The 25853-nt window shown below is 66.8% G+C and carries 27 protein-coding genes; 13 read left to right on the top strand and 14 right to left on the bottom strand.

What is annotated here, in order from left to right:
• Positions 1-2: 2 nt before the first annotated feature.
• From ACFOOQ_RS12655 to ACFOOQ_RS12635, 5 genes are read left to right on the top strand one after another with little or no spacing between them, the layout of a single operon-like run.
• Complete coding sequence (locus tag ACFOOQ_RS12655) at positions 3-644, top strand: phosphoribosylanthranilate isomerase (RefSeq protein WP_379726943.1); 642 nt, start codon at positions 3-5, stop codon at positions 642-644.
• A gap of 19 nt (positions 645-663) precedes the next feature.
• On the top strand, positions 664-1875 hold the full coding sequence (trpB, locus tag ACFOOQ_RS12650; protein WP_379726940.1) for a tryptophan synthase subunit beta: 1212 nt from the start codon (positions 664-666) through the stop codon (positions 1873-1875).
• Complete coding sequence (gene trpA / locus ACFOOQ_RS12645) at positions 1872-2693, top strand: tryptophan synthase subunit alpha (RefSeq protein WP_379726937.1); 822 nt, start codon at positions 1872-1874, stop codon at positions 2691-2693. The genes trpB and trpA overlap by 4 nt, the downstream gene beginning before the upstream one ends.
• Positions 2694-2710: 17 nt before the next feature.
• Entirely contained in the window at positions 2711-3655 is a 945-nt protein-coding gene (gene accD / locus ACFOOQ_RS12640) for an acetyl-CoA carboxylase, carboxyltransferase subunit beta (protein ID WP_379726934.1), read from the top strand.
• Entirely contained in the window at positions 3627-4955 is a 1329-nt protein-coding gene (locus ACFOOQ_RS12635; RefSeq protein ID WP_379726932.1) for a bifunctional folylpolyglutamate synthase/dihydrofolate synthase, read from the top strand. The genes accD and ACFOOQ_RS12635 overlap by 29 nt, the downstream gene beginning before the upstream one ends.
• On the opposite strand, the gene trxA is transcribed toward ACFOOQ_RS12635, so the two are convergent.
• Positions 4952-5275 carry a thioredoxin TrxA gene (gene trxA / locus ACFOOQ_RS12630; protein ID WP_379726929.1) on the bottom strand — a complete coding sequence of 108 codons (324 nt, stop codon included), beginning with the start codon at positions 5273-5275 and terminating at the stop codon, positions 4952-4954. The two genes, ACFOOQ_RS12635 and trxA, sit on opposite strands and share 4 nt — an antisense overlap.
• Before the next feature lie 245 nt (positions 5276-5520).
• On the opposite strand from trxA, the gene ACFOOQ_RS12625 reads away from it, so the two are divergent.
• Positions 5521-6600 carry an alpha/beta hydrolase family protein gene (locus tag ACFOOQ_RS12625; protein ID WP_379726926.1) on the top strand — a complete coding sequence of 360 codons (1080 nt, stop codon included), beginning with the start codon at positions 5521-5523 and terminating at the stop codon, positions 6598-6600.
• An 87-nt stretch (positions 6601-6687) separates the two neighbouring features.
• On the opposite strand, the gene ACFOOQ_RS12620 is transcribed toward ACFOOQ_RS12625, so the two are convergent.
• From ACFOOQ_RS12620 to ACFOOQ_RS12585, 8 genes are all read right to left on the bottom strand, one after another.
• Complete coding sequence (locus ACFOOQ_RS12620; RefSeq protein ID WP_379726923.1) at positions 6688-7206, bottom strand: DUF4167 domain-containing protein; 519 nt, start codon at positions 7204-7206, stop codon at positions 6688-6690.
• Between the two features lie 329 nt (positions 7207-7535).
• Positions 7536-8399 (bottom strand): peptide chain release factor N(5)-glutamine methyltransferase, encoded by an 864-nt coding sequence (gene prmC / locus ACFOOQ_RS12615; protein ID WP_379726920.1) that lies wholly within the window; start codon positions 8397-8399, stop codon positions 7536-7538.
• Positions 8392-9480 (bottom strand): peptide chain release factor 1, encoded by a 1089-nt coding sequence (gene prfA / locus ACFOOQ_RS12610; RefSeq protein WP_379726917.1) that lies wholly within the window; start codon positions 9478-9480, stop codon positions 8392-8394. The genes prmC and prfA overlap by 8 nt, the downstream gene beginning before the upstream one ends.
• A 5-nt stretch (positions 9481-9485) precedes the next feature.
• Entirely contained in the window at positions 9486-10724 is a 1239-nt protein-coding gene (gene hisS, locus ACFOOQ_RS12605) for a histidine--tRNA ligase (protein WP_379726914.1), read from the bottom strand.
• Between the two features lie 27 nt (positions 10725-10751).
• Positions 10752-11894: a flavodoxin-dependent (E)-4-hydroxy-3-methylbut-2-enyl-diphosphate synthase gene (gene ispG / locus ACFOOQ_RS12600; protein ID WP_379726911.1), complete on the bottom strand. Its 1143-nt coding sequence runs from the start codon at positions 11892-11894 to the stop codon at positions 10752-10754.
• 143 nt (positions 11895-12037) lie between these two features.
• Positions 12038-13297, bottom strand: coding sequence for a helix-turn-helix domain-containing protein (locus ACFOOQ_RS12595; protein ID WP_379726908.1), 1260 nt, complete (start codon positions 13295-13297; stop codon positions 12038-12040).
• Between the two features lie 66 nt (positions 13298-13363).
• Positions 13364-15691, bottom strand: a complete 2328-nt coding sequence (gene ptsP, locus ACFOOQ_RS12590; protein ID WP_379726905.1) for a phosphoenolpyruvate--protein phosphotransferase — start codon at positions 15689-15691, stop codon at positions 13364-13366.
• Positions 15692-15704: 13 nt separating this feature from the next.
• The gene (locus tag ACFOOQ_RS12585; protein WP_379726902.1) at positions 15705-16925 is read right to left on the bottom strand and encodes an aspartate kinase; all 1221 of its coding nucleotides are present in this window, start codon (positions 16923-16925) and stop codon (positions 15705-15707) included.
• A 147-nt stretch (positions 16926-17072) separates the two neighbouring features.
• Between ACFOOQ_RS12585 and ubiG the strand changes: the two genes are divergently transcribed.
• Positions 17073-17831 carry a bifunctional 2-polyprenyl-6-hydroxyphenol methylase/3-demethylubiquinol 3-O-methyltransferase UbiG gene (gene ubiG / locus ACFOOQ_RS12580; protein WP_379726899.1) on the top strand — a complete coding sequence of 253 codons (759 nt, stop codon included), beginning with the start codon at positions 17073-17075 and terminating at the stop codon, positions 17829-17831.
• Positions 17832-17842: 11 nt separating this feature from the next.
• Here ubiG and ACFOOQ_RS12575 read toward each other — a convergent pair whose 3' ends face one another.
• Positions 17843-18262 (bottom strand): DUF1178 family protein, encoded by a 420-nt coding sequence (locus tag ACFOOQ_RS12575; protein WP_379726896.1) that lies wholly within the window; start codon positions 18260-18262, stop codon positions 17843-17845.
• Between the two features lie 109 nt (positions 18263-18371).
• Between ACFOOQ_RS12575 and ACFOOQ_RS12570 the strand changes: the two genes are divergently transcribed.
• The 3 genes from ACFOOQ_RS12570 to ACFOOQ_RS12560 are packed head-to-tail and all read left to right on the top strand — an operon-like array spanning position 18372 to position 20402.
• Positions 18372-18911, top strand: coding sequence for a class I SAM-dependent methyltransferase (locus ACFOOQ_RS12570; protein WP_379726893.1), 540 nt, complete (start codon positions 18372-18374; stop codon positions 18909-18911).
• Positions 18912-18915: 4 nt separating this feature from the next.
• A complete protein-coding gene (locus ACFOOQ_RS12565) occupies positions 18916-19503 on the top strand; it encodes a GNAT family N-acetyltransferase (RefSeq protein ID WP_379726890.1) in 588 nt (195 codons plus the stop codon).
• A 44-nt stretch (positions 19504-19547) separates the two neighbouring features.
• Complete coding sequence (locus ACFOOQ_RS12560) at positions 19548-20402, top strand: inositol monophosphatase family protein (RefSeq protein ID WP_379726887.1); 855 nt, start codon at positions 19548-19550, stop codon at positions 20400-20402.
• Here ACFOOQ_RS12560 and ACFOOQ_RS12555 read toward each other — a convergent pair.
• From ACFOOQ_RS12555 to ACFOOQ_RS12545, 3 genes are read right to left on the bottom strand one after another with little or no spacing between them, the layout of a single operon-like run.
• A complete protein-coding gene (locus tag ACFOOQ_RS12555; protein WP_379726884.1) occupies positions 20366-21214 on the bottom strand; it encodes a carbon-nitrogen hydrolase family protein in 849 nt (282 codons plus the stop codon). The two genes, ACFOOQ_RS12560 and ACFOOQ_RS12555, sit on opposite strands and share 37 nt — an antisense overlap.
• Before the next feature lie 25 nt (positions 21215-21239).
• Complete coding sequence (gene grxC, locus ACFOOQ_RS12550) at positions 21240-21512, bottom strand: glutaredoxin 3 (protein ID WP_379726881.1); 273 nt, start codon at positions 21510-21512, stop codon at positions 21240-21242.
• 49 nt (positions 21513-21561) lie between these two features.
• Positions 21562-22338, bottom strand: coding sequence for a double zinc ribbon domain-containing protein (locus tag ACFOOQ_RS12545; protein WP_379726878.1), 777 nt, complete (start codon positions 22336-22338; stop codon positions 21562-21564).
• A gap of 107 nt (positions 22339-22445) precedes the next feature.
• Between ACFOOQ_RS12545 and ada the strand changes: the two genes are divergently transcribed.
• Entirely contained in the window at positions 22446-23537 is a 1092-nt protein-coding gene (gene ada, locus ACFOOQ_RS12540) for a bifunctional DNA-binding transcriptional regulator/O6-methylguanine-DNA methyltransferase Ada (protein ID WP_379726875.1), read from the top strand.
• A 21-nt stretch (positions 23538-23558) separates the two neighbouring features.
• Here the strand turns inward: ada and ACFOOQ_RS12535 are convergent, their stop codons facing one another.
• Positions 23559-24032, bottom strand: a complete 474-nt coding sequence (locus ACFOOQ_RS12535) for a DsrE family protein (protein WP_379726872.1) — start codon at positions 24030-24032, stop codon at positions 23559-23561.
• 230 nt (positions 24033-24262) lie between these two features.
• On the opposite strand from ACFOOQ_RS12535, the gene ACFOOQ_RS12530 reads away from it, so the two are divergent.
• Both ACFOOQ_RS12530 and msrP read left to right on the top strand, forming a co-directional pair.
• Entirely contained in the window at positions 24263-24742 is a 480-nt protein-coding gene (locus ACFOOQ_RS12530) for a Dps family protein (RefSeq protein WP_379726869.1), read from the top strand.
• Between the two features lie 128 nt (positions 24743-24870).
• Positions 24871-25839, top strand: a complete 969-nt coding sequence (gene msrP / locus ACFOOQ_RS12525) for a protein-methionine-sulfoxide reductase catalytic subunit MsrP (RefSeq protein WP_379726866.1) — start codon at positions 24871-24873, stop codon at positions 25837-25839.
• The last annotated feature ends 14 nt before the right edge of the window (positions 25840-25853 follow it).

Below are 25853 nucleotides of genomic sequence, written 5' to 3'. Positions count from 1 at the left end.
CCATGACGCTGTTCACCAAGATCTGCGGCCTGAACGATCCGGCGTGCCTGGCGACCGCACTGGAGCACGGCGCCGACATGTGCGGCTTCGTCTTCTTCCCGCCGTCGCCGCGCAGCCTGTCGCCGGAACAGGCGGAAGAACTGCTGCGCGAGGTGCCGACCGGCACCGACCGCGTCGGCGTCTTCGTCGACCCGGAGACCGACTATCTCGACCGGGTGCTGGCCAAGGCGCGACTCGACCTGCTGCAGCTGCATGGCGACGAGACGCCCGACCGCTGCCGCGCCATCAGTGTCTATTTCGGCCTGCCGATCATCAAGGCGGTCAAGGTCTCGACCCGCGAAGACGTCGAAAAGGCGCGCGATTACGAAGACCTGGTCGACTGGCTGATGTTCGATGCCCGGCCACCGGCCGGCGCCGACCGTCCCGGCGGCCATGGCAAGAGCTTCGACTGGACGATCCTGAAGGGCGTGTCGTTCAGCCGGCCGTGGATCCTGTCCGGCGGCCTGACGCCGGAGAATCTTTCCGAAGCCGTAAAGCAATCCGGTGCCACCGCGGTTGACGTATCAAGCGGTGTGGAAAGCGCGCCCGGCAAGAAGGACCCGGCGAAGATCCGCGCCTTTCTCGAAGCCGCGCGCCGCCTGTAGCGATCAGAGGACCACGACCATGACGATGCTGAATTCCTATCGTTCCGGCCCCGACGAGCGCGGCCATTTCGGCAAGTTCGGCGGGCGTTTCGTTGCCGAGACGCTGATGCCGCTGATCCTCGACCTCGAGCAGCATTATGCCGCCGCCCGCAAGGACCCGGCCTTCAAGGCCGAAATGGACTACCTGCTGAAGGATTATGTCGGCCGGCCGAGCCCGCTCTATTACGCCGAGCCTTTCACCAGGCACCTCGGCGGCGCCAAGATCTATTTCAAGCGCGAGGAGCTAAACCACACCGGCGCGCACAAGATCAACAACTGCATCGGCCAGATCCTGCTGGCCAAGCGGATGGGCAAGAAGCGCATCATCGCCGAGACCGGCGCCGGCCAGCATGGCGTCGCCACGGCGACCGTCGCGGCCCGCTTCGGCCTGCCCTGCGTGATCTACATGGGCGAAGTCGATATCGAGCGCCAGCAGCCCAACGTCTTCCGCATGAAACTGCTCGGCGCCGAGGTGCGCGCGGTGAAATCCGGCTCGCGCACGCTCAAGGATGCGATGAACGAGGCGTTGCGCGACTGGGTGACCAATGTCGAGGACACCTTCTACATCATCGGCACGGTGGCCGGCCCGCATCCCTATCCGATGCTGGTGCGCGATTTCCAGTCGGTGATCGGCGAGGAAACCCGCGTCCAGATGATGGAAAAGGAAGGCCGCATTCCCGACAGCCTGGTCGCCTGCATCGGCGGCGGCTCGAATGCCATGGGCCTGTTCCACCCCTTCCTCGACGACAAGGACGTGAAAATCTATGCGGTCGAGGCCGCCGGCGAAGGCCTCGAGACCACGCGCCATGCCGCCTCGCTGGCCAAGGGCGTGCCCGGCGTGCTGCACGGCAACCGGACCTTCCTGCTGCAGGATGCCGATGGACAGATCACCGAGGCGCACACGATTTCCGCCGGTCTCGATTATCCCGGCATCGGCCCCGAGCATGCATGGCTGCATGATGTCGGCCGCGCCAGCTATGTCTCGGCGACCGACAAGGAGGCGCTGGATGCCTTCCAGCTCTGTTCGCGACTCGAGGGCATCATCCCGGCGCTGGAATCCTCCCATGCGCTGGCCCATGTCATCAAGCTGGCACCGACGCTGCCGAAGGATCACCTGATGGCGGTCTGCCTGTCGGGCCGCGGCGACAAGGACATCTATACCGTGGCCAAGGCCCTGGGAGTGACGCTGTGAGCCGGATCGACACCCGTTTCGCCGACCTGAAGAAAGCCGGCCGCGCCGGCCTCATTACCTTCATCACCGCCGGCGACCCGGATCATGAGACCTGCGCCCGCCTGCTGGCCGGCCTGCCGGAAGCCGGCGCCGATCTGATCGAACTGGGCGTGCCCTTCACCGATCCGATGGCCGACGGCCCGTCGATCGAGGCCGCCAACCTGCGCGCCCTGGCCAATGGCTCCACCCTGCGCCGCACCCTCGACCTGGTGCGCGGCTTCCGCAAGGCGGATGACGCCACACCGATCGTCCTGATGGGCTATTTCAACCCGATCTCGGCCTACGGCGTGGATGCCTTCCTCGCCGATGCCAAGGCCGCCGGCGTGGACGGCCTGATCGTCGTCGATCTGCCGCCCGAGGAAGATGACGAGTTGTGCATCCCGGCCATGCAGGCCGGCATCCACTTCGTCCGCCTGGCCACCCCGACCACCGACGACAAGCGGCTGCCCAAGGTGCTGCAGAATACCTCGGGCTTCCTGTATTATGTGTCGATCGCCGGTATCACCGGCGCTACTGCGCCCGACACCCATGCGGTCGGCAATGCCGTCGCCCGCATCAAGCGGCACACCAAGCTGCCGGTCGCCGTCGGCTTCGGCATCCGTGACGGCGCCCGCGCCGCCGAGATTGCCGGCGTGGCCGATGCCGCCGTGGTCGGCTCGGCACTGGTCGAGCGCGTTGCCGAGGCGCAGGCGAAGGGAATCGATCCGGCGGGCCATGTACTGGCGCTGGTGCGCGAACTGGCCGATGCCGTGCACGGCGTGGCCAAGGCCGCGGCCTGAAGCGAAGGAAGACTGCGATGAACTGGCTGACCCGTACCGTCCTGCCGAAGATCCGCGAGATCACCCGCAAGAAGGACACGCCCGACAACCTGTGGACCAAATGTCCGAACTGCGCGCAGATGATCTACGCCAAGGAACTGGAAGAGAACCAGATGGTCTGCCCGAAGTGCGACCATCATATGCGCATCGGCCCGAAAGAGCGCTTCGAGGCTTTGTTCGATAATGGCGAATACCAGACCATCGAACTGCCCGACGTGCTGCAGGATCCACTGCATTTCCGCGATTCCAAGAAATACCCCGACCGTCTGAAGGACGCCCGCGCCAAGACCGGCCAGCGCGATGCCTTTGCCGTGGCGCATGGCACGCTGGAACGGCAGGACGTGGTGATCGCCGTGCAGAATTTCGCCTTCATGGGCGGCTCGATGGGCATGGCGACCGGCGAGGCGCTGATCGCCGCCGCCACGCTGGCGGTCAACCAGCGCGCCGCGCTGATCCTGTTCGCCGCTGCCGGCGGCGCCCGCATGCAGGAAGGCATCCTCAGCCTGATGCAGATGCCGCGCACGGTGATCGCCGTGCAGCGCCTGCGCGAGGCGCACCTGCCCTTCATCGTGGTGCTGACCGACCCGACCACCGGCGGTGTCACGGCGTCCTACGCCATGCTGGGTGACATCCAGATCGCCGAGCCCAATGCGCTGATCGGCTTTGCCGGCCCGCGGGTCATCGAACAGACCATCCGCGAGACCCTGCCGGAGGGCTTCCAGCGCGCCGAATACCTGCTGGAACACGGCATGCTGGACATGGTGGTGCACCGCCGCGACCTGCGCACCACCTTGGGCCGCGTTGTCGGACTGCTGCTCGATCCAGTGCCCAAGGCCGATGTCGTGCCGCTGCCGCGGCCGGGCCTCGAGATTCCGCCCACCGGGGAGATTCCGCATGGTTCCCCCGGCAAACGCCCGCACTGACAAGGATGCCCTCCTGCAGCGTCTGACGACGCTGCACCCCAAGGCGATCGATCTTTCGCTCGACCGCATCCGTATCCTGCTGGCCGAACTGGGCGACCCGCACCTGGCCCTGCCGCCGGTCTTCCATGTCGCCGGCAGCAAGGGCAAGGGCTCGACCACCGCTTTCCTGCGCGCCATGGCGGAAGCCGCCGGCTATCGCGTGCATACCTATACCTCGCCGCATCTGGTGAGCTTCAACGAGCGCATCCGGCTGGCCGGCAAGCTGATCGGCGACGACCGGCTGGTCGCGCTGCTGGAGCGCTGCGAGCGGGTCAATGCCGGGCGGCCGATCACCTTTTTCGAGATCACGACGGCTGCCGCCTTCCTCGCTTTCGCCGAAGTGCCGGCCGACCTGGTGCTGCTGGAAACCGGCCTCGGCGGCATCGCCGATACCACCAACGTGATCCCGCGGCCGCGACTGACCGCGATCACGCCGATCGGCATCGACCATATCGCCTTCCTAGGCGACACGATTGCCAAGATCGCCGTCTCCAAGGCCGGCATCATCAAGCCCGGCGTGCCCTGCGTGGTGGGCCCGCAGCCCGAAGAGGCCATGGCAGTGATCGCAGCCCGGGCTGACGACTGTGGCGCACCGCTGTTCCGCTACGGCGTCGACTGGCAGGTCGAGACGATGCCCGATGGCAGCCTGCTGTGGCACGACAGGAATGCCTCGCTGCGCCTGCCTGCACCGGCCCTGTTGGGCGCGCATCAGGTGGTCAATGCCGCCACGGCGGTCGCCTGCGCCCGACAGCTGCAGGGCTTTGCGCTGCCGGCGGACACGATTGCCGCCGGCTTGCGCGAGGTCGACTGGCCGGCGCGCATGCAGCGGCTGACCCGCGGCCCGCTGGTGGATGCGCTGCCGCCGGGCACCGAGGTCTGGCTGGATGGCGCCCATAACGCCATGGCCGGCGCCGCACTGGCCGATACCCTGCGCCGCCTGCCACCGCGGCCGACCTGGCTGATCGCCGGCGTGCTGAACACCAAGGATGCCGCCGGCCTGCTGCGGCCGCTGACCCTGCTGGTGCGCGGTGCCAGCTGCATTGCCATTCCGGGCGAGGCCAACAGCCTGCCGGCAACGGATCTCGCCGCCACCGCCCGCAGCGTCGGCATTGCCGCGACGCCGGCAGACGGGCTACGGCAGGCGGCGGAAACGATCCGGGCCGACATGGAAAAGGCCGGGGCGGCAGATGCCGGCCCGGCCCGTGTTCTTGTCACCGGCTCACTGTATCTCGCGGGCCGGGTGCTGACGGAAAACGCCTAGATCGCCGAGTTGATCCACTCGACGATGCGGCTCTTCGGCATCGAACCGACCTTGGTCGAAACCGGCTTGCCGTCCTTGAACAGGATCAGCGTCGGAATGCCGCGCACGCCGAACTTCGACGGAGTCATCGGGTTCTCGTCAATGTTGACCTTGGCGATGGTCAGCTTGCCATCCATCTCGCCCGCGATCTCATCGAGCGCCGGAGCGATCTGCTTGCACGGGCCGCACCATTCGGCCCAGAAGTCCACCAGCACAAGATCCGAGGACTTGAGCACATCGGACTCGAAGGAAGCATCGGTAACTTTGGTCGGCGCGGACATGCGATCCTCACTTGATTGGAGATGCCGAAAAGCGACTCCGGCAGGCGAGAGTTAAGGTAGGAAGACCGCCCCGGATCGTCAAGAAGCCATCAACCCATTGATTTCCCATAAAAATAGAACTGGACAAAGCCCCTTCCGAGTTGTTACTAATCGTTACACCGACAGGGGGATGCTGTTGGTTGCGGTGCAGAATCACTAGGCTGCAGCGCCAGATCGTACCGGATGTTCGTTTTCAGGGGGGTTGCATGGCCGGGGGGCCTGCCCAGACATCGCCGGATCGCCAGGCTTCGCTGAACAGCGGAGCGCAGTCCCGCAAGGCCCGCCGCCGTCTGGCCGGCCTGCTCCTCGGCGTGGTACTACTGCTGCCGGCACCCGCCACCCTCGCCCAGCCCCATCCGCTGACCCATCAGACCCATGGCGCCACGCCGCTGCCGGTCAGCAAGCCGTCCAGCCGCCAGCTGGCGCCGCACCGTCAGAAATCCGCCGAGCCCGCCCGCCGCGAGGCCGATGCCGAGACCACCGGCTTCACCATCAACGGCCGCCGCATCAAGGTCGACGTGGTCCGCGCCGAAACCAGCCAGTTCGACGACGATGGCCGCGCCCCGGCCGTGCTGATCCTGCATGGCGCCCATGGGCTCGGCGACGGCTCGCTGTACTATCCGCAAGCCAAGGCCCTGGCCGAGCACGGCATTACCGCCTTTGTGGTGCATTATTTCGACGGCATCCCGCAGGCCCACAAGGCGGCGCCGGCTCTGCATGACGAGCGCGAGGCGATCGTCTCGGCGGCGGTCGGCTATGTCGCCCGGCAGGCTTTCGTCGATCCGGACCGCATCGGCATTTTCGGCCTGTCGCTCGGCAGCTTCCAGGCCCTCAGCCTGGGCAGCCGCGATACGCGCATCCAGGCCGTGGTCGACCAGGTCGGCGCCATGCCGGCCGAAGTGATGCGCCGCGGCGTCACCCATATGCCGCCGACCCTGGTCCTGCATGGCGACCGCGACCGCACCGTGCCGCTGGCCCGCGCCCGCGAACTGGTCCGCCTGCTGGAGCAGATCGGCGCCGAACACGAAGTGAAGATCTATCGCGGCGAAGGCCATACCTTTCGCGGCGAGGCCCGCGAGGACAGCATTGCCCGCACGGTCGATTTCTTCGAACGCCATCTGGGCGGCGACCGCGGCCTGCTGAAGAAAGACCTCGACATCGACGTGGCGGTCGGCCCGGCCCTGCCCGAGCATGAGGTCGCCCCGGTGCGCAATTTCACCCTGGCCGACGAGAAGCTGCAGCCGCGGCCGGATCAGGCCGAGCGCGATATCGCCGCGGCGCCGTAATCCTTTCCGCACGATGCAAAGAAAAAGGCCGCCCCTTCGGGCGGCCTTTTTGCTGAACGGCGTCAGGCGCAGTCAGGCCACCCGCACTCAGGCGGCATTGGCCTCGTCGCGCTCGGCGGCTTCCTCGGCGGGTTCGGCATTGGGGTCCAGCGCCGCCTCGAGCTCCATTTCCAGGCTCGGCTGTTCGCCGTCGCCGTCACCGTCGCCATCGTTGTTGTCGCCCGTGCCGGCGACATTGCCATTGCCGTTGCCCTGCTGGGGCTGCTGCGCCGGCTGGGCCTGGGGCTGCTGGCCGTTGCCGGTCTGGCCATTGCTGGCCCGCTGCATCGGCGTGACGCCCTGGGCCAGCATGATGCGGTAGTAATGCTCGGCGTGCTGCAGAAAGCTCTCGGCCGCCACGCGGTCGCCGGCAGAATTGGCATCGCGGGCGAGCTGGCAGTAACGCTCGAAGATATGGTTCGCGGTACCGCGGATCTTCACGTCGGGGCCGTTGGAATCGAAATTCCGGTGCGACCCGCCTCCGCCGCCACCGCCGCCACCCATATTGCCGTTGCCGTGAGGACGGCGGCCCTGGGGACGGCCGCCACGTTGACGATTCTTGTTCACAGTGTCATCTCGCAGGTTTCGAATATCGCGCAGTCAGGCGAAGTGCGCACGCGCTTCGCGCCGCATGACATTGCGCGCGAAGCGGTCGTCCTCTCGATCGAATAAGCTTGCGATCTCAGTATCAATCCGAGTGTCGCTCACGATCTCTTTCGAAGAGGCGATGACGCCGCCTGGTTCATGCACCCCCGGTACACCGCCCGCTGTTATGCCCCGGCATCTAACAATGCCATGTGGGGCCTGCCTGTCTGGGCGTGGTTCCTTGGGACTGCGTCATCCCGTATTCCAAGATAAGGGGCGGCGCGGGGCCTGCCAACCCTTTTTGTCGGAAATTATGCGGCTTTTCGCCCCACCACCACCCGGCGAATTCCGCCGAGATCGGCCAGTGCGGACAGTCCGGAGAAGCCTGCCGCGGCCAGCAGGCCACTGACGGCCGCATCCTGGCCCTGCCCGACCTCCAGCGCCACCACGGCGGCCGGCGCCGCCAGCCGGGCAAGATCCGGCGCCAGCCGGCGATAGGCATCGAGGCCATCCGGGCCGCCATCCAGCGCCAGGACCGGATCGTACTGCGCCACCTCCGGCTCCAGGGTCGGCACCACGGCGCTTTCGATATAGGGCGGGTTGGACATCAGGACGTCGAAGGCGCCCGCCAGCCCCTGCCCCCAGTTGCCCTCCCGGAACTCTGCGCGGGCCGCAAGACCGAGGCGACCGGCATTGTCCCGCGCGATGGCCAGCGCCGCCGGCGACAGATCGACGCCAAGGCCAGTGGCATTCGGCAGCTCGTGCAACAGGCTGAGCAGCAGGCAGCCCGAACCGGTGCCGAAATCGACCAGCCGCAGCGGCGCCGATTTGTCGGCAATGGCGGCCAGCACCCCGGCCACCAGGGTTTCGGAATCCGGCCGCGGGTCCAGCACGTCGCGGCCGGTGCGGAAGCTGAGACTCCAGAACTCGCGGAAGCCGACGATCTTGGACACCGGTTCATGGGCCAGCCGCCGCTGCAGCAGCGCGCCGAAGGCGGCGACAACAGCGGACGTCAACGGCACCGCGGGATCGAGACGCAGGCGGTTTGCGTCGATGCCGCTGGCCTGTTCCAGCAGCAGGATGGCATCCAGCCGCGGCGTCTCGGCGACATCCGCCTGCTTCAGGCGTTCGGTGGCAGCCGCGATCGCCGCGCCGACCGTCTGCACGTCAGGCATTCAGCGCGGCCAGCCGGCTGGCCTGGTCCTCGGCGATCAGGGCGCCGATGATCTCGTCGAGCGCTTCGCCTGTCATCACCTGCTCTACCTTATAGAGCGTCAGGTTGATGCGGTGGTCGGTGACGCGGCCCTGCGGGAAATTGTAGGTGCGGATGCGTTCCGAGCGGTCGCCGGAACCGACCTGGCCGCGGCGGTCGGCGGAGCGCGCGCTGTCGCGCTTCTCGCGCTCGGCCTCATAGAGCTTGGCGCGCAGCAGCTTCATCGCCTTGGCCTTGTTCTTGTGCTGTGACCGTTCGGTCTGCTGCGCCACCACGATCCCCGAGGGGATATGGGTGATGCGCACAGCGGAATCTGTCGTATTCACATGCTGGCCGCCGGCGCCGGACGAGCGATAGACGTCGATGCGCAGGTCGTTTTCGTTGATGTCGATATCGACATCCTCGGCTTCCGGCAGCACCGCCACTGTCGCGGCCGAGGTGTGGATGCGGCCCGAGCCTTCGGTCTCGGGCACGCGCTGCACCCGATGCACGCCGGATTCGAATTTCAGCCGGGCGAAGACATTACGGCCGGTGATCGTCGCCACCGCCTCGCGAAAACCGCCAAGCTCGGTATCGGCGATGCTCTCGACCTCGAAACGCCAGCCCTGCTGGGCGGCATAGCCGCGATACATCTCGAACAGCTCACGCGCGAACAGCGCCGCTTCGTCGCCACCGGTGCCGGCGCGCACCTCGAGGATGGCATTCTTCTCGTCGGCCTCGTCCTTGGGCAGCAGCATCAGCTTGACCTGCCGCTCCAGCTCCGGCAGAGCGGCCTGGGCCTGCTTCCACTCGACCTCCGCCAGCTCGCGCATCTCGGCATCGGCATTGCGGTCGTCGCGCATGGCCAGCAGATCGGCGACCTCGCTGCGCAGCCGGCGCCAGGCCTGGATCGCCTGCACCAGCGGCTCGATCTCAGCATATTCCTTCGACAGTTTCACGAAGGCCTCGGCGCCATGGCCGCCGGCGGACATCTGCGCCTGCAGCATCTCGTAGCGCTCGATCACCTTGTCGAGCTTGGCTTCCGGCAGGCCGACCACCTCCATGCGGATCAGGCCTTCAATGCTGCCAGCAGATTGCCGCGCGCGACCTCGGTCTCGGTCCCGGTCCCGAAGTCCTTGAGCTTGACGATGCCCTTGGCCAATTCGTCGTCGCCGATCACGACGGCGACGACGCAGCCCAGTTTGTCGGCGCGCTTGAAGCGCTTGCCGGCATTGCCGCCATAGGCGAGTTCGACAGCGATATCGGCGCGGCGCAGTTCGCCGGCGAGTTTCACAGCTTCCGCCTCGGCGGCGGCGCCAATCGGGATCAGTGCGACGACGCGCGGCGGCGCCGGCTGGGGATCGCTCAGCAACACCAGCCGCTCGATGCCCCCGGCCCAGCCGATGCCCGGCGTCGGCTTGCCGCCAAGCTGCTCGATCAGACCGTCATAACGACCACCGGCCAGCACGGTGCCCTGAGCGCCCAGCATGTCGGTGGTGAATTCAAAGGCGGTATGCGTGTAATAGTCGAGGCCACGCACCAGCCGCGGGCTGACCGTGAACGGCACCCCGGCGGCGCCGAGGCCATCCTGCAGCGCCTTGAAGAAATCGCTGGCGGCGGGCGTCAGGTATTCCTGGATCAGCGGCGCATCGGCCACCAGACGACGGTCGCCCTCGTCCTTGGAATCGAGGATGCGCAGGGGATTCTTCTCCAGCCGCTTGCGGCTGTCTTCCGACAGCCGGTCGGCATAACCGGAGAAATACGCCACCAGTGCCGCGCGATAGCCGGCACGACTTTCCGGATCACCGAGCGTATTCAGTTCCAGCGTGCATTTGTCGAGGATGCCGAGTCGGCGCAGGATTTCGGCGGCCACCGCGATCACCTCGACATCAGCCTGCGGCTCGGCGGCGCCGATCACTTCGACGTCGATCTGGTGGAACTGGCGCTGGCGGCCCTTCTGCGGCCGCTCGAAGCGGAACATCGGGCCCCAGGCAAAGGTCTTCAGCGGCACATGCTGCTGCAGGCCGTTGGAGATGAAGGCGCGACAGATGCCGGCGGTATATTCCGGCCTGAGCGTCAGGCCCTCGCCGCCTTTGTCGGTAAAGGAATACATCTCCTTCGAGACCACGTCGGAGGTCTCGCCCATGGATCGCGCGAAGACTTCGGTGAACTCGAAGATCGGCGTCGCCATCTCGCGGTAGCCAAACAGTGCGGCAGCATGCCGCGCCGTGTCCACCACATGGCGGAAGCGGGCATAGTCGTCGGGCAGAATGTCATGCGTGCCGCGCACGGGCTGCAACTGGGCCACGGCGTGTCTCCTGCAGAAAAATGGAAGCTAAGAAGCGGCGTCGGCCGCCTGGTCAGATTCAGACTGATGGGCCTTGGCCGCCTCGATCTGGCGGGCTTTTTCTTCGACCAACTGCACCAGATGCGCGACGATATCCTCGTTCTGCAGCCGGTGCGCCGGCTGGCCGGCGAGATAGACCTGATGCGTGTTCTTGCCGCCGCCGGTGAAGCCGATATCGGTTTCGCGTGCCTCGCCCGGGCCGTTGACCACGCAGCCGATCACGCTGAGCGTCATCGGCGTGGTGATATGGGCGAGCCGCTGTTCCAGCACCTCGACGGTCTTGATCACATCAAAGTTCTGGCGCGCGCAGGACGGACAAGAGATCACGTTGACGCCGCGATGGCGCAGGTTCATCGACTTCAGCATGTCGAAGCCGACCTTGACCTCTTCTTCCGGCGCCGCCGACAGCGATACCCGCAGGGTATCGCCGATGCCTGACCACAGCAGCATGCCGAGCCCGATCGAGGATTTCACCGTGCCGATGCGCTGGCCTCCGGCTTCGGTGATGCCGATGTGCATCGGATAGTCGCAGGCTTCCGACAGGCCCTGGTAGGCGGCGACCGCCAGGAAAACGTCGGAGGCCTTCACGCTGATCTTGAACTCGCGGAAATCGTGGTCCTCGAGAATGCGCGCATGGTCGAGCGCGCTTTCCACCATCGCCTCGGGGCAGGGCTCGCCATATTTCTCCAGCAGGTGCTTTTCCAGCGAACCGGCATTGACGCCGATGCGCATCGAGCAGCCATGATCCTTGGCGGCCTGCACGACTTCACGCACGCGGTCGGCGCGGCCGATATTGCCCGGATTGATGCGCAGGCAGGCAGCGCCGGCCTGGGCGGCCTCGATGGCGCGCCTGTAGTGGAAATGGATGTCGGCGACGATCGGCACCCGCACCTGGCGGATGATGTCCTTCAGCGCCTTCGTCGAATCTTCATCGGGGCAGGACACGCGCACGATATCGGCGCCGGCCTCTTCGCAGCGCCGGATCTGCTCGACCGTGGCCTTCACGTCCGAGGTCAGCGTATTGGTCATCGTCTGCACGGTGATCGGCGCGTCGCCACCCACCGGCACATTGCCGACGAAAATCTTGCGCGTTTTGCGGCGCTGGATGTCGCGATAGGGTCGGATGCTCATGGCTCTGGCCTTGTCCGGGCCCCTTTTAATGTCGATCAGGCGGGGCCGCCGGACGCGGGCGTAACATGGCGCCTTTGGCCGGCGATGGCAAGCTTGCCGGCCGCCTGTGACAGGCCCGTGTCAGCCCGGAAATCGGGCCGGCATCAGCCCTGGCTGCCCTCGGCGGCCTTCAGCAGATCGGCATCCAGGGGGATGCCGCGCTTGACCTCGCCGGTGGCGCCCAGCGGCGGCAGGGTACGGCCATCGACGATGATCTTCAGGCCGCCGGCATTGCCGGTCAGCAGGGTCAGGCCGGTCTGGCCGGGCGGTACGACATAGCGTTCGCCGGCATGCAGCAGCCGGGTGAAAACCTGCTCGTTGTTGGCGCCGCGCACCTGAATCCAGGCCGGGGCCGTCGCCTCGAGCCGGACCCGCGCATCGGGGGCATCCTGCGCCCCGAAAACGGCCGGGGCCTCGGGTGCCGCCGCGGTGACGGCTGACGTGGCGGGGGCCGCCGCAGGGGGAGTGCTATCCCCGGCTGCGGGCGGAACGGCTGGTGTCGCGGCCGGGGCCGTCGGCGCGGTTGCCGTCTGGGCTGGGGCGGTCTGTGCCGGGGCCGTCTGGGCCGGGGCCGTCTGGGCCGGGGCCGTCTGGGCCGGGCCGGCCTGCGTCGGCGTGGCCGGAGCAGAAGCCGCGGCCGTATCGGCCGGCAGAGTCGCCGGGGGATTGACGGGAGTCGGCTGGACGGCCGGATTGGGCAGCGCCGAAACCATGCTGCCGCCCGCTGGAGCCGGCGGTGTAACCGGGGTGGCGGCCGGGCTCGTGGTCGGGGTGCCAGCCGGGGCCGGTGGCGCGCTGGCCGTAACAGAGGGATCGGTCGGAGCCGCCGCCGGAGCCGGACTCGTCGTCGCCGGCGCAATCGGCGTCGGATTCGGCACCAGGTCGGCGAGACGTGCCGGCACCGCCTCGATCAGGTCGTGGCCCAGTCGCAGTGCTTCCTGGTGGCGATACCACAGGGCATAGATGGCAATGGCGAGGATCAGCGCGCCGCCGATCAGCCAGAAGCGCGGCGTGCGATCTTCCGGCCGTGGCATCGGGAAATTCAGCACCGTACGCTGCGGCGCATCGGCCTCATCCTGATAGGTCTTGAGCACCTGCTCGGCGTCGAGGCCGAGAAACTCGGCATACTGGCGCAGAAAGCCGTTGATGTAGACGGCGCCGGGCAATTCGGTGAAATGGCCGCTCTCGATCGCTTCCAGATAGGGGCGGCGGATGCGCAGGCGGGCGGAAACATCGGCGAGCTGCAGGCCGCGCCGTTCCCGGACCACTCTCAGGCTGTGGCCGACGCCTTCATAGCCGCCGGAAGCTGTAGCCGTGGCGGTGGCGTCGGACCCGGCCGGGCGTTCGCCGGACTGTACACTCATGGACATGCCTGCCTGTTGTTCGCCTGACGGTCATAATACGTTATTTATGCCGTAAGGTCAGCCTTTTCAAACAATTACCCCGTTTTCGCGGGCAAATTCTTCTAGCTGTGCGCGTAGACTGTGCTCGGGCGAGCGATACAGGCCGGACATAAAATCCGCCAAACGGGGAACATCCAGGCTACGGAGCATTTCCTTGACCGGACCGATCGCGCTGGCCGGCATGGACAGCCGCTCGAGTCCGATGCCGAGCAGGGCCATGGCCTCCAGCGGCCGGCTGCCCATCTCGCCGCACAGCGTCACCGGCTTGCCGGCGCTGCGACATTGCTGGACCACCCAGTGCAGGAAGGCAAGCAGGGCGGGACTGAGCGGATCGTAGCGGTCGGCGAGTTTCGGATGCCCGCGGTCGGCGGCGAACATGAACTGCATCAGGTCGTTCGAGCCGATCGAGATGAAATCCACCAGCGGCAGCAGCGCCGGCAGCTGCCAGGCCAGCGCCGGCACCTCCAGCATGGTGCCGACGGCGAGCTTCAGCGGCACCGGCTTGCGCAAGCTGACCAGCCGCTGCACCTCGCGGTCGAGCAGCCGGCGGGCGCGGCGGAACTCGTCGACCTCGGCGATCATCGGGAACATCACATGCAGCGAACGGCCGGCCGCCGCCTCCAGCATGGCGCGCAGCTGCACTTTCAGCAGCGCCGGACGATCGAGCGTCAGCCGGATGGCGCGCCAGCCCATGGCCGGATTCTCCTCGACCTGACGGCCGAGATACGGCAGCACCTTGTCGCCGCCGATATCGAGCGTGCGGAATACCACCGGCCGGTCGCCGGCATGATCGATGACGCGACGGTAGATCGCCGTCTGCGCCTCGGCCTTGGGCATGGTCGGCCGCACCATAAACTGCAGCTCGGTGCGATACAGGCCGATGCCGTCGGCATTGGTTTCGTCGAGATGCCCCAGGTCGATCAGCAGGCCGGCATTGATCAGCAGCGCGACGCGGGTGCCGTCGCGGGTCACCGAAGGGTCCTCGCGCTGGGCAGCGTATTTCGCCAGCCGGGCCTGGCGCAGTGCCAGGCTCTGCTGGAAGGCATTGATCACATCGGGCGCCGGGCGGACGAAAAGCTGGGCATGGTCGCCGTCGACCACGATCATGTCGCCCGGCTCGACGCGGGCGATCACGCCCTCGACGCCACCGATCACCGGGATCGACAGCGCGCGGGCGACGATGGCGACATGGCTGACGCTGGAGCCTTCCTCCAGCACCACGCCCTGCAGCTTGCGGCGGTCGTAATCCAGCAGTTCGGCCGGGCCCATGGCGCGCGCCAGCAGGATGGCATTGTCCGGCAGGTTCTCGGCCGCAGACTGATAGGGCTTTCCGGCCAGGTGCAGCAGCAGCCGGTTGGCGAGGTCATCGAGGTCGGCCAGCCGTTCGCGCAGGTAGGGGTCGGTGATCGCCTGCATGCGGTGGCGGGTGTCGCCCTGCACGCGCTGCACCGCGGCTTCCGCCGTCAGGCCCGAGTCCACCGCCTGGTGCAGCTTGGCCAGCCAGCCGGTGTCATGGGCGAACATCTTGTAGGTTTCCAGCACGTCGCGGCTTTCGCCGACGATGTCGCTGTCGGGCGCCTCAAGCATGCGGTCGACCTGGTCGCGCATCGAGGCGACGGCGGCATCCAGCCGCTGCTTTTCGTGCGGGATGTCGTCGGCGATGGTCTTGTCGACATGGATGCGCGGCTCGTGCAGCACCACGGTGCCGATGGCAAGGCCTTCCGACAGCGTGCGACCATCGGCGCGGAACGGCATGGTCGGCGCACGGGTGACCGCGACCAGATCCTCGCTGCCCGACAGCTGGCCGGAGGCGACCATCTCGGCCAGCACCATGGCGATGGTCTCGAGCGCCTCGACCTCCTCCTCCATATACTGGCGGCGGGTCTTGTTCTGCACGACGAGGACGCCGATGACGCGGTTGTCGCGCAGGATCGGCACGCCGAGCAGCGAATGGTAGATCTCTTCGCCGGTTTCCGGCTTGTAGGCGAATTGCGGATGGGTCTGCGCATCGGCCAGCATCAGCGGCCGGGCATGGGCGGCGATATCGCCGACAAGGCCCTCGCCTACCTTCAGCCGGGTCTTGTGCACGGCGTCGGGATTCAGACCCTCGGTGGCGTAGAGTTCGAGATCGTCGTTGCGCAGCAGATAGACCGAGCAGACTTCCGCCACCATGTTGGTGGCGATGTTGCGCACCACGCGGGCCAGCCGCTCGTCGACGGTGCCGGCCTCGGCCATTACCTCGCGCAGACGGCGCAGCAGGCCGCGCGGCCCGGGCGGTGCGGCGCGGGCCGGTGTGGTGGCCTTGCCTCCGTCGGGTCTTACCGGAGAGGCTGGTCTGTCGTCTCCTCCCCGCATTGGACTCCCGGGGTCATTCGGCGTCGAGCCCGAAGGCGGTGTGCAGGGCGCGCACCGCCAATTCGGTATAGTCGGCACTGATCAGCACGCTCACCTTGATCTCGGAGGTGGTGATCGCCTGGATATTGATACCCTTGTCGGCCAGCGCCTGGAACATGATATGGGCGACGCCGGCATGGCTGCGCATGCCGACACCGACGACCGACACCTTGATGACGTTGCGGTCGGGCACCAGCTTCATCCAGCCGAGGCTTTTTTCCTGCTTCTCGAGGATCTGCACCGCGCGGTCGAGGTCGCTGCGCCCCATGGTGAAGGTCATGTCGGTCTTCTTGCCGTCCTCGGAGATATTCTGGACGATCATATCGACATTGATGCCGGCATCCGACAGCGGACCGAAGATGCCCGCGGCAATGCCCGGCCGATCGGCAACGCCGATCAGGGTGATCTTGGCCTCGTCGGCCGAATAGGTGACGCCGGAAACGATCTGCTTTTCCACGATCTCATCCTCATCGACAACGAGCGTGCCGGGCGTATCGGCGAAGCTCGACAGAACCTGTGTGCGGACCCGGTGGTTCATGGCCATCTCGACCGAGCGGGTCTGCAGGACCTTGGCCCCCAGCGAGGCCAGTTCCAGCATCTCTTCGTAGGTGATCTTATCCAGCTTGCGCGCCTTTTTCACGATGCGCGGATCCGCCGTATAAACCCCATCGACATCTGTGTAGATATCGCAGCGGTCGGCCTGCAAAGCCGCCGCCAGCGCCACCGCCGAGGTATCCGAGCCGCCGCGGCCCAGAGTGGCGATGCGGCTGTTCGGCCCGACGCCCTGGAAGCCGGCGACCACCGGCACGGTGCCGGCCGCCATGTCGGCGAGCATCGCCGAGCCATCGATCTCCTCGATACGGGCGCGGCCATGCATCTCGTTGGTGCGGATCGGCACCTGCCAGCCCTGCCACGAGCGCGCCTTGAGGCCCGCCGCCTGCAGGGCGATCGCCAGCAGGCCGGTGGTGACCTGCTCGCCCGAGGCGACCACGGCGTCGTATTCGCGCTGGTCGTGCACGGGATCGACCTGCTTGCACAGGTCGACGAGGCGGTTGGTCTCGCCCGACATCGCCGAGACGACCACGGCAACCTGGTTGCCGGCCTCGACCTCGCGCTTCACCTTCTGGGCGACATTCCTGATCCGGTCGACCGAGCCGACCGAAGTGCCGCCGAATTTCATGACCAGGCGCGCCATGTCGCTCGATCCCGTTGCTTAACGTTACGTTTTTTTGCTGTCGGGCCAGAAACTTGGCCCCAAAACCGATAGTGGAACTTGCCCCCTGAAAGGCGCGTCCTTAATACTCTTGCGCAGCCGTGCGGCGCAAGCCGAGCCGGCGGAAAAATGACAGCCGACAGGCCCCCCGTGACCACACCCGCCGCCAGCATAGATCCCATTGAAATTGAACGGTTTTCTGCCATGGCGGCAGAATGGTGGAACCCGCACGGCAAGTTCCGGCCATTGCACCGGTTCAATCCGGTGCGGCTGGCCTTCCTGCGCGACCGCATCTGCGGCCATTTCGGCCGCGACCCGCAGGGCGCGCAGCCGCTGGCCGGCCTGCGGCTGCTGGATATCGGCTGCGGCGGCGGGCTGATCTCGGAACCGATGGCCCGGCTGGGCGCCACGGTGACCGGCGCCGATGCCGGCGAGCGGAATATCGGCGTCGCCTCCCTGCATGCCGCCGAGAGCGGCGTGGCGGTCGACTACCGCTGCACCAGCGCCGAGGACCTGGCGGCGGCCGGTGAGCAATTCGATGTCGTCCTGAGCCTGGAAGTGGTCGAGCATGTCGCCGACCTGGAAGGTTTCCTCGCCGCCTGCGGGGCGATGGTGAAGCCCGGCGGCCTGCTGATCGCGGCGACGCTCAACCGCACCGTGAAGGCCTATGCGCTGGCCATCGTCGGCGCCGAATACATCCTCGGCTGGCTGCCGCGCGGCACGCACGACTGGAAGAAGTTTGTCAAGCCGCATGAGCTCGCCGCCGGCCTGCGCCATGCCGGATTGACGCTCAGCGACGTGCAGGGCGTGACTTACGACCCGCTCAACGACCGCTGGCGCCTCAGCCGCGATACCGACGTGAACTACCTGATGGTGGCAGTGAAGTAGGGCGCAGGCCCTTACGCATCCCCGCGCGGCACCCAGGGGATCATGGCAACGTCGATGCCTTCCTCGGCCAGCGCCTCGGCCTCGTCCTTGCTGGTCTCGCCGTAGATGTTGCGTTCGTCGGCTTCGCCGTAATGGATCTTGCGCGCCTCTTCGGCGAATTTGTCGCCAACGTAATCGGCGCTCTTCTCGACATGATCACGCAGCTCGCGCAGCGCCTTCATCATGACAGCCTTCTGCTTCACCTCGTCGGCGGCCTGCGCCGATTTCGAGCGGCCGATGCTGGGCGCCATCGGCGCCTTGGAGATTTTCCGCGAATTGCACACCGGGCACGCGATCTTGCCAGCCGCCGCCTGGCTGTCGTAGGTGGCGCTGTCCTGGAACCAGCCTTCGAAGACATGGTCCTTGCGGCATTTGAGTTCGTACTTGATCATGGCGGCGTGGGGTGTGAGTCGCTGAAGCCTGAAATGTTACAGAACGATAGCCTATATATGGCGCTCCCGTGGCGCCGCAGCAAGTGGCCGGGGCGGACCGGGGGTGGGCATGGCAAACGATCCGGCAGCTAGTCCGGCGCCCTGGGTGGCGCGGTTCGCGCCGCTGGCCGCACCGGGTGGCCATGTGCTCGACCTTGCCTGCGGCGGCGGTCGCCATGGCCGGCTGTTCCTCGGGCGCGGCCATCCGGTCTGCTTCCTCGACATCGACATGACCGGCGTCGCCGATCTGGCAGGCCAGCCGCAGGCCGAACTGAAGCCAGCCGACCTCGAACACGCGCCCTGGCCCTTTGCGTCCCAAGAAGACAAGGGCGGCCGGCAGTTCGACGTCATCGTCGTGGTCAACTACCTGTGGCGGCCGCTATTCCCGCAGCTGGTCGCCGCGCTGGCACCGACCGGCCTGCTGCTCTACGAGACCTTCATGCAGGGCCATGAGCGGGTCGGTCGGCCGACCAATCCCGATTACCTGCTGGCCCCCGACGAATTGTTCGAGCGGCTGAAAGGCGCCTGCGACATCCTCGCTTTTGAGCAGGGCTGGCAGGAGACGCCGAACCCGGCGATGCGCCAGCGCATCTGCGCGCGCAAACGGTGATCCGGTGAACTCTCCCGTCCGCGTCGAGACCGACCGCCTGCTGTTGCGCCCGTTCGCCGCCGCCGACCGCGATGCGCTGGCGCGGCTGTATGCCGATGACGTGGTGATGCGCTACATGCTGCAGGGCCGCGGGCTGGCGCCGGCGGCGGCGCAGGAACGCGCCAAGAGCAACATCCATAATTTCAACGATCACTGGGCCCGGCGCGGCCATGGCGTCTGGGCGGTGCAGGATCGCGGCAGCGGCCGGCTGCTCGGGCAATGCGGCCTGCGCTGGATTCCGGAAGCGGAGGATACCGAACTGCTGTATCTTTTCGCCAAGACCGTATGGGGACGCGGCCTGGCCACCGAGGCCGGCCGCGCCACGGTTGATTTCGCCTTCCGGCAGACGACCCTGACGCGGCTGATCGCCGTCACCGATCCGCAGAATACCGCCTCGCGTCGCGTGCTCGACAAGCTCGGCTTCGCCGATGCGGGCGATGCCGAACTGTGGCAACGCCGCGTGCGCCGCTTCGACCTGTCGCGCGCCGCATGGTCGACGAATACCGGCGAGGTCACGGCCGCGCAACTGGAAATGCGCCGGCAACCGGACTAGCATCCATGCCTGATCCGAAATCCTCAGCAGGAGCAGGCGACGCCATGATCGACATGGAACAGCGGCTGCAGCAGGCCGAACAGGTGATCCGCGAAGCAGGCAAACTGGCGCGCGGCTTCTACGACAACCGTGGCGACCTGACCATCAAGCTGAAAGGCGTGCAGGATTTCGTCAGCCAGGCCGATGCCGAGACCGAAGACCTGATCGCCTCGCGGCTGCTGGCCGCCTTTCCCCATGACGGCATCCTCGGCGAGGAACGCGGTCGGCGCGGCGGCGACACCGATGCGCTGTGGGTGATCGATCCGATCGACGGCACCGCCAATTTCGTGCGCGGCCTGTCCTGGTGGTGCGTCGCCATCGCGTTGGTGGTGCATGACCGGCTGGAACTCGGCCTGATCTACGAACCCGTCGCCGACAAGCTGTATACCGCGCGCCGCGGCCATGGCGCCTTCTGCAATGGCCAGCCGATCACGGTCAGCAGCACCAGCCGGCTCGACAGCGCCTGCCTCGGCATCGGCATGGGCCATGATGAGGCCGCCGGGCCGCATACCGCCATGCTGGAAACCCTGCTCAACACGCGCTGCCAGTATCGCCGGCTCGGCAGCGGGCTGCTGCTGCTGGCGCTGGCCGCCGAAGGCGCCACCGACGGCTTCTACGAAGCGCGGATGAAGCCGTGGGACGCGCTGGCCGGCCTGCTGCTGGTGCGCGAGGCCGGCGGCATCACCAACGACTATGAAGGCCTGGGGGATTTCGTGCGCGCCGAACCGGTGCTGGCGCTGGCGCCGGGCCTGTGGGACCCGTTCATCGCCGCGACCGGCGCCGCCCTGCCGGTCTTCGAGACACAGTCCTACCCAGCGACAGCCTATTCGGCGGCGCGCGCCACCGGCGGCAGGGTATAGGCGGGATTGTTGTTCCAGGCCGGGATCTGCGCCCGCGCCTTGGCGACTTCATCGAGATCGATCTCGGTCACCACCGTGCCGACGCCATCACCGGCATCGGCCAGCACGCGGCCCCAGGGATCGATCACCAGCGAATGGCCATAGGTCTGCCGGTTGCCCGGATGGTCGCCCCACATGGCCGGCGCCAGCACGAAGGCGCCGGTCTCGATGGCGCGGGCACGCAACAGCACATGCCAGTGCGCCTTGCCGGTGGTGCGGGTGAATGCCGCCGGCACCGACAGGATCTCGGCACCGGCCTGGGCCAGCCCGCGATAGAGGCCGGGAAAGCGCAGGTCGTAGCAGACCGACATGCCAAGCGTGGCGAACGGTAAAGCCGCCAGCACGCCCTCGCTGCCTGGCGCGATCGAGTTGGACTCGCGATAGGTCTCGCCCGAAGGCAGGTCAACATCGAACAGGTGGATCTTGTCGTAATGCGCAGCGATGCTGCCGTCCGGTGCCAGCAGATACGAGCGATTGAAATTGCGGTTGGCGCCTTCGGGCTTGATCGCCAGCGAGCCGACCAGCAGCCAGACCGACTGCTCGCGGGCCAGGTCGCGGAAGGCCTTGAGCGCCGGATGGCTGTCTTCCGGCTTGCCGGCGGCGATGTTGGCTGCGGCATTCAGCCCCATGAAGCCGGAATTCTCCGGTGTCGCCACGAATTCGGCGCCATCCGCCTTTGCCTTGCGGACCAGTGCCGAAATCTGCGCGACATTCACCGCCATGTCGTCCCAGGCATTGGACTGCACGAGGGCAATCTTGACACGGCGGCTCATGGGCAACTCCTCGGGGGCGGCCGCCTCAGGCGACGGCGTTCAGCATCGGATCGAGCTTGCCGGCGCGGTCGAGCGCGTAGAGATCGTCGCTGCCGCCGACATGCTGGCCGTTGATCCAGATCTGCGGCACGGTGCGCTTGCCGCCGGCCTTCTTCGTCATCTCCTCGCGCTGGGCGGCGTCGTAGGACACGTCGATCTCGGTATAGCTCTGGCCCTTCTTCTCGAGCAGCGACTTGGCGCGCGCGCAATAGGGACACATGAAGGTGGTGTAGATCACAATATCGTTCGGCTTGGACATCTCTGCCTCGGGGGTCAAAGGGTGGACGGTCCCCTCATTCTCGCCGGCATTATATGGTGCCCTGTTCGGCACGAACAACCCGGGCCAGCGTCAGCACGTCGACCCCGGCGGCACCGGCCCGGAGCAGCACCCGGCAGCAGGCGCTGGCGGTCGCCCCCGAGGTCAGCACGTCATCGACCAGCAGGATCCGCCGGCCCCGCACATCTCCCCGTCCCGCCGCGGATATCCCGATGGCCCCCGACAGGATCCGGCGGCGTTCGATGCGACCGTGGCGGCCGAGGCTCGGTGTCGCCCGCCGGCGTTCCAGCAGGTCGAGCCGCACCGGCCGCCCGGCCAGCCGGCCCAGTGCCGTCGCCAGCAGGGCTGACTGGTTGTAGCGCCGCCGCCACAGCCGCCCGCGATGCAGCGGCACCGGCAGGATCAGGTCGCAATCGGCAAGCAATGCGCGGCCGGCCGCATGCATCAGCCGGGCGAGCCCCGGCGCCAGATCGGTGCGGTCGCCGCGCTTGAAACGCAGCACCAGGTCGCGGCCACCGTCGGCATAGACAAAGGCGGCCCGCGCCCGGCCGTAGGCCGGCGCTTCCTGCAGGCAGGCGCCGCAGACGAGGCCGGCCGGCACCGGAATGGCATAGGGTGTGCCGCAGGTGGGACAGCAGGGTTCGGCAACGAACCGCAAACGCGGCCAGCAGGCGGCGCAGAGCCGGCCGGGTGCGTCGACCTCGGTGCTGCACAGCATGCATTGCGGCGGCAGCAGCAGATCGGCGGCACTGCGCAGGCCGAGGCGCAGGGCACCGGCCCAGGCCGGGAGAGTATCAGACGCGCGCATGACCGGATCATGGTGGCAGAAAATCCCGATCCGGGGAAACGGAACCCGACGATGACGTCGCAAAAGCCGGATAGCGGCCCTGGCGGCGCGGGCGTAATCTGGGCGCCATGACAAAGACCCCTGCCAAATCTGGCCGCGTGCCGACCGATGCCGAATTCGCCGCCCTGCGGGGCAACGATGCCGCGACCGACGGCCGCTTCTTCTATGCCGTCGCAACGACCGGCGTCTTCTGCAAACCCTCCTGCGTCAGCCGGGCGCCGAAACGCGAGAATGTCCGCATCTTCGCCGATGCGGCCGCAGCCGAAGCCGCCGGGTTCCGGCCCTGCAAACGCTGCCGTCCCGACCGCGCACCGGCCGCCGATGCGCGGCTGGAGCGCGCCCGCAGCCTGATCGAGCAACGGCTTGCCGCCGGCGAATCCGCGCCGACGCTGGCCCAGCTCGCCGCCGTCGCCCATATGGGTGCCACCCATCTGCAGCGGCGCTTTGCCGCTGCCTATGGGCTCAGCCCGCGCGCCTATGCCGACGCACAGCGCGTGAAAACCCTGAAACAGGAACTGCGCAAGGGCAGCGGCGTGTCGGACGCGATCTATGGCGCCGGTTTCGGTGCCACCAGCCGGGTCTACGAGAAGGCCGACCGCTGGCTCGGCATGACGCCGGCCGATTACCGGCGCGGCGGCGAGGGCCTGACCCTGACGGTGGCGATCCGCCGCAGCCCGATGGGCCTGACGCTGGTGGCGGAAAGCCCGCGCGGCATCGCCGCCTTGCTATTTGGTGAACGGGAGAAGGCGATGCTGGATGAGTTGCGCGGCGAATTCCCGGCCGCCGAAATCCGCCGCGACGACGGCGCCGGCGATGCCGCCTATACGGCCCTCGATGCCGTCCTCCAGGGCCGGCCGCTGCCGCGCGGCCTGCATCTCGACCTGCGCGGCACGCCGTTCCAGATCCGCGTCTGGACGGCTTTGCAGATGATCCCGGCCGGCGAGACCCGCACCTACCAGGAGATCGCCCGCGCGCTCGGCATGCCGACGGCCGCCCGCGCGGTGGGCAGCGCCTGTGGCCGCAACATCATCGGCGTGCTGGTGCCCTGCCACCGGGCGCTCCGCAGCGACGGCGGGCTGGGCGGCTATCGCTGGGGCCTCAACCGCAAGGAAAAACTGATCGACGGCGAGGCCGCGGCGACCGAAGCCGCCGCGGAATAAGCCCCGCCGTGCCGGGCAGGATCAGGGCTTCACGTAGCTCCAGCCCTGTTCCTGCAGCTCAAGGATGCGCACCACGCCAGCCGGCACGACATGCGCCTCGGGCACCAGTGCGATCTCTTTCTTTTCGGCCTTCTCCATGCCCCGCTTGGTGTTGCCGCAGGCGCTGAAGGCGACGTTGTCGTAGGTCATCTTCAGCGTCTCGAGCCGTGCCTTCACCGGCGAGGTGTCGGTGCGGAAGATGTTCAGGCCCGGCCCGTAGGCGACCAGCTCGACCTGCACCGTCTCGCCCTTCTGCTGGTAATACTCATAAAGATTGGCGAGATTGTTGAGTGCTAGGTTCATCTTGGCCGGATCGTTGTCATCAACCTGGATAACCATGTGATGCTCGGGCTTTGTGTCGGCGGCCCGGGCACCGCCCGCAAGGCCGAGGACGACAAGGATGGCAAGACCGAAGCCGATGGCGGGACGGGCAAGGCGGCGAAGATGGCTGTGCATGGGGTTCTCCCTTATTTCACATTTATGCATTGATAAAACGTGGAGACACCATACAGCGGCTGTGTAAGGCTGACGAGAGGGATATGTCCTGCCAGCCTGTCATTCACTCGCCACGATAACAGCCCATGGTTACAATCGCTTCGCCCGAGCCGCGGCGCCCGGCGCCCGCTTGCAGTTCTTTTGAATAGTTCTAAGTTAATATTTACCGAACAACGAAAGGAGTTGTCCCCATGGCCGTCGCCATCGATATCGGCATTGCCGAAAAGGACCGCAAGAAAATCGTCGAGGGCCTGTCGCGCCTGCTGGCCGATACCTACACCCTCTATCTCAAGACCCATAACTATCACTGGAATGTCGAAGGCCCGATGTTCCAGACCCTGCACACCATGTTCGAGCTGCAGTACACCGAACTGGCGCTGGCCGTCGACCTGATCGCCGAACGCATCCGCGCGCTCGGCCATTACGCGCCCGGCTCTTACGCGCAGTATGCCAAGCTGTCCTCGATCAGCGAGGAGACCGGCGTACCGGCGGCACAGGACATGATCCGCAACCTGGTCAAGGGCAACGAAGCGGTGACCAAGACCGCCCGCGAGATCTTCCCGGTCACCGACAAGGCCAGTGACGAGCCGACTGCGGACCTGCTGACCCAGCGCATGCAGATCCACGAGAAGACCGCCTGGATGCTGCGCAGCCTGCTCGAGAAAAAGTGATCAGGGCGGCCTGATTTCCGGCCGTTCACCGAAGCTTGATTGGCGCCCGGCCTGTGACCCTCTAGGGTTGACGGGTCGGGCGCCTTATATTTGGGGCATCGTCGATGTTGCGGAGTCAGGAGTCGCGCATGCTGATCAAAATTCGCCGCGGGTGGGAAATCCCCGAATCGCAGGCCACGCCGGAAAGTGCCTTTTTCAATCGTCGCTCGCTACTGGCGGGCCTTGGTGGTGCCGCCCTTGCCGCCGCCCTGCCCGCCGGCCGGGCCCGCGCCGCCGCACCCGCCGACATGGCAGCCGACCTCTATCCGGCCAAGCGCAATCCGCAATTCACGCTGGAGCGCGATCTCACCGACGAGAAGGTCGCCACCCATTACAACAATTTCTATGAATTCGGCTCGAGCAAGTATGTCTCCGATGCCGCCCAGAAGCTGACCATCCAGCCCTGGCAGGTGAAGATCGACGGCATGGTCGAGAAGGAAATGACCGTCGACGCTGAAGACCTGATCCGCAAGATGCCGGTAGAGGAGCGACTCTATCGCCACCGCTGCGTCGAGGCCTGGTCGATGGCGGTGCCGTGGACCGGCTTCCCGCTGAAGGCGCTGGTCGACTATGCCAAGCCGGCGTCAGGCGCCACCTATCTGCAGATGCAGACCTTCCAGAAGCCGGAAGAAGCGCCCGGCCAGCGGCAGTTCTGGTATCCCTGGCCCTATATCGAGGGCCTGACCATGGCCGAGGCGCACAACGACCTCGCCTTCATCGCCATCGGCGTCTACGGCAAGCCGATCCCCAAGCAGATGGGCGCGCCGCTGCGGCTGGCGACGCCGTGGAAATACGGCTTCAAGTCGGTCAAGTCGATCGTGAAGTTCACCTTCACCGACAAGCGGCCGAAGAATTTCTGGCAGACCATCGGTCCGGACGAATACGGCTTCTGGGCCAACGTCAATCCGGCGGTGCCGCATCCGCGCTGGAGCCAGGCCAGCGAGGAGCTGATCGGCACCGGCGGCAAGCGGGTCCCGACCCAGATCTACAACGGCTACGGCGAATTCGTCGCCGACTTGTACAAGGACATGCCGAAGCAGGAACGGCTGTTCATGTAAAGACGGTGACCGGC

It is taken from the genome of Ferrovibrio xuzhouensis, from assembly GCF_042648965.1.
In the GTDB taxonomy this organism is placed as follows: Bacteria; Pseudomonadota; Alphaproteobacteria; order Ferrovibrionales; family Ferrovibrionaceae; genus Ferrovibrio; species Ferrovibrio xuzhouensis.
This window is presented reverse-complemented; position numbering and strand designations above follow the sequence as displayed.